The following is a 3,516-nucleotide window of genomic DNA, read 5'->3' on the forward strand; positions in this document are numbered from 1 at the left end:
GCAGATCCGGCCTTCACGATGCGTGTCTACACCCACCTGCTTCCGTCCAGCAGCGATCGGACGCGGAAGGCGGTGGACCGGGTGCTTGCGCCTCCGCCTGATGACAACGAGCATGATCGGGTCGCCAAGGACGCTGACGACCTCGACGGCCAGGCTGACGGCCTGTAGACGGCCTGAGCGGATGGAGAGGCACAAAATGACTGGTCAGTTCGCCGCCTACCAGAACGAGATCTACCTGCAGGGGCTCGGCGGCACCGTGCCGCCGTTCACCACCGATCCCGACGCGCTGGAGCAGTCCGCGCGCGACAGGCTGGGGCCGGGGCCGTTCTGGTACGTGGCGGGAGGCGCGGGGTCCGGTGCCACCGTGCGGGCGAACCGCGAGGCGTTCGATCGCGTGCGGATCGTGCCGCGGATGCTGACGAACGCGACCGAGCGGCACCTCGGCGTCACCGTGCTGGGTACCGAGCTGCCGGCGCCGGTGATGGTCGCACCCGTTGGCGTGCAGGCGATCCTGCACCCGGACGGGGAGCTGGCGACCGCTCGGGCGGCGGCTGAGCTCGGGGTGCCGATGGTGTTGTCGACGGCGTCGTCGCACACCATCGAGGAGGTCGCGGAGGCGTCCGGCGACGGGCCGCGGTGGTACCAGCTCTACTGGCCGAACGACCCCGACGTGTGCGCGTCGTTGCTGGAGCGGGCGAAGAAGGCCGGGTACACGGCGTTGGTCGTCACGCTCGACACGTGGACGTTGGCGTGGCGGCCGCACGACCTGGATCAGGCCTACCTGCCGTTCCTGCGCGGGGTGGGCACGGCGATCCCGTTCAGCGACCCCGCTTTCCGCGCCGGGCTGCAGAAGTCGCCGGAGGAGGACCTGCCGATGGCGATCCTGCGGTGGGTGGGGATGTTCACCGGCACCGACAAGTCGTGGGACCAGCTGTCGTTCCTGCGCGAGCACTGGGACGGGCCGATCGTCCTCAAAGGAATCCAGCACCCCGACGACGCGCGCAGGGCCGTCGAGTCCGGAATGGACGGTGTGGTCGTGTCCAACCACGGCGGGCGCCAGGTCGACGGCGCTGTCGGGTCGCTGGACGCGTTGCCGTCGATCGTCGAGGCGGTGGGGGAGCAGGTCGACGTGCTGTTCGACTCCGGCATCCGCACCGGCGCGGACGTCGTGAAGGCGCTGGCGCTGGGCGCCAAGGCCGTGATGGTCGGGCGGCCCTTCGCCTACGGGCTGGCGCACGGCGGTCAGGTCGGGGTGACGCACGTGCTGCGGAGCCTGCTCGCGGACTTCGACCTCACGCTCGGGCTCTCGGGTCACCGCAGCCCGGCCGACCTGGGGCCGGACGCGCTGCGGTTCGCCTGAGACCTACGGCATCGTCGCCGTCATCCTCGCCAGCGTGCCGAAGTCGGCTGGCTGCACCCGCAGCCAGCCCTCGCTCTTGGCCGCGAGGTAGCGCCCGCTCGGCGTGTCGATGAAGGTGAGCGGGCTGACGCAGCGCTGCTTGCGGCCGAGGTGGTCGCGCTTGGCGGAGAAGACCTGGCCACCGCCGGTGCGCGGCTGGCCCATGATCTCCTTGAGCTGCGCGACCAGCTGGTCGTTCGGCGTGCTCGTCGGGCGGCTCTGCTGCAGGAACGAGCCGGTGTCCTCGTACCGCGGCTGCTGCTTCGGCTTCAGCGCGTCCTCGGGCAGCGTGATCGGGGCGCCCTTGCCCGCCGGCGTGGGCGGCAGGGCGCCGACCAGTGCCTGCGGCGCCTCGTCCGGGCGGATCGGTTCGAGCACGAACTGCTTGTCGGGCGTGAGCAGGATCCGCAGCGCGTCCTGGCCGTTCGTCACGACCAGCACGCTCTGCTGCGGACCGTCCTTCAGGCTGAAGAACGCCCAGTACTCCACGCCCGCCTCGACCACGAGCCGCAACGCGGCGGCCAGGTCCGGGTGGACCTGGTTGCCGCGCGCGAGCCCGTACTGCTCGAGCTGCGCCCAGGCCGAGCGCTGCAGCCGTTCGAGCTCGCTCACGTCGCCCGACTCGAGGCGGTCCTCGTCGAAGTCGACCTGGGTGAGCAGCGCACGGTGCAGCGAAGGCAGACCAACGGCCTGCCACGCCTGGTAGAGCGCTGTGACGCCGATGGCGACCTTGCTGCGAAGCACGTTCTCCCCTTAACCGCCGATGACGGGCGGCGCCACCATCGTCCCGTCGCCGAAGATGTCCTCGGTCTCCTGCAGGTACGACGCGGACTTGTGTTCCTTGTCCTCGTCACCCTCACCACGACCGGCACCGGCGCCCATGCCCCCGGCGCCCATGCCACCCGCACCGGCACGACCGGCGGCACCCGCGGAGCCGGCACCCGTCGGCCCGAAGCTACCGGCGCCACCACGGCCCTGCTCACCGGCGACACCGGACGCGCCGCCGAAGCCGCTGCCCATGCCACCGGGACCACCGAGGCCACCGGCACCACGAGCCGCTGCGGCACCACCGAGACCACCGGCGCCACCGCCCATGCCACCACCACGACCGCCGCCGGCACCACCACCGGCACCACCACCGGCACCGCTACCGCCGGGCCCGCCGATCCCACGCCCGCCGCCCTGACCGCCGGGACGGTTGCGAGGGTCGTTGGGGTCGAGCCGGCCGCGGTTGCGCGGGTCGTTGGGGTTGTTCGGGTCCCACCTGCCGCCGGGCGGGATGCCCGTGTCGGTGGGCGGCCGGTTGCGCGGGTCGTTCGGGTCCATGCCGGGGGGCGTCTGGATGGGCGGACTGATGTTGGGCGGCGTCTGGGTCCACGACGGGTTCGTGCTGTCCGTCGGCGGCTTCCACCCGGACGTGCCCGTGGTGCCGTTGTTGGTGCTGCTGCTGTTCCAGTCGCCACTGCCGGTGTTGTTGGTGCCGGTGTTGACGTTGGCGTTGTTGTTCTTGTCGACGTTGTTGTTGATCCGCTCCGAGCCGCTCTGCTGCTCCACGCTGGCGTCGTTGGCGTTCGGCGAGATGAACGTCGGCATGTTGCTCGTGCTGGACGAGACCGCGTCCCCGTACTGCGTGAACGCCCGCATGTTGGCCTCGCTGACCTGCTGGTTCTTCTCGACCGCCTCGTCGTAGTCGGTCTCCCAGAACGCCAGGTCGTTGAGGAACGGCTTGTCCGGCACAGCCGGAGGCTTCTCCATCGCGTTCTTGGCGTTGGCGTAGGACTGGCCGACCGCGTCCGAGGTCGTGGCGGCGGTAGTAGCCGACTCGCCGGTCATGTCCGCCCAGGTGGCGAGTGGCGAGGTGGCGCCACGCGCGGCGTCACCAGCCGAGCCTTCCCAGGACGCACCCGAGTCGGCCACGGCCTTCTCGATCAGCTTCGAGACGTCGTTGTGGCCGGCGGAGAGGTCTCGCCAGCCCTGCGCCGTCGGCGCGGTGCTCTGGCTCGGGCCCTTGCCCTTGTCGAACCACTTGTAGACGGTCTCGCCACCCGCGAAGGGCAGCATCGCGAAACCAGCGATGTTCGGCTCATCCCCAGGCATGTCCGCTACCCCTTCAGTGT

Annotated in this window: 3 protein-coding genes; 1 reads left to right on the forward strand and 2 read right to left on the reverse strand. The window is 70.8% G+C overall.

All coding sequences use genetic code 11. From position 1 onward, the window contains the following. The first annotated feature begins 196 nt into the window (after positions 1-196). Positions 197-1,360: a lactate 2-monooxygenase gene (locus tag VM306_RS38790; protein ID WP_325524075.1), complete on the forward strand. Its 1,164-nt coding sequence runs from the start codon at positions 197-199 to the stop codon at positions 1,358-1,360. A gap of 3 nt (positions 1,361-1,363) precedes the next feature. Here VM306_RS38790 and VM306_RS38795 read toward each other — a convergent pair whose 3' ends face one another. Continuing rightward, a complete protein-coding gene (locus VM306_RS38795; protein ID WP_325524077.1) occupies positions 1,364-2,143 on the reverse strand; it encodes an ESX secretion-associated protein EspG in 780 nt (259 codons plus the stop codon). Between the two features lie 9 nt (positions 2,144-2,152). After that, on the reverse strand, positions 2,153-3,516 hold a 1,364-nt coding region (locus VM306_RS38800), incomplete at its 5' end, for a PPE domain-containing protein (protein WP_325524079.1).

Origin of the sequence: Lentzea sp. (assembly GCF_035525475.1) — a bacterium.
Lineage (GTDB): Bacteria > Actinomycetota > Actinomycetes > Mycobacteriales > Pseudonocardiaceae > Lentzea.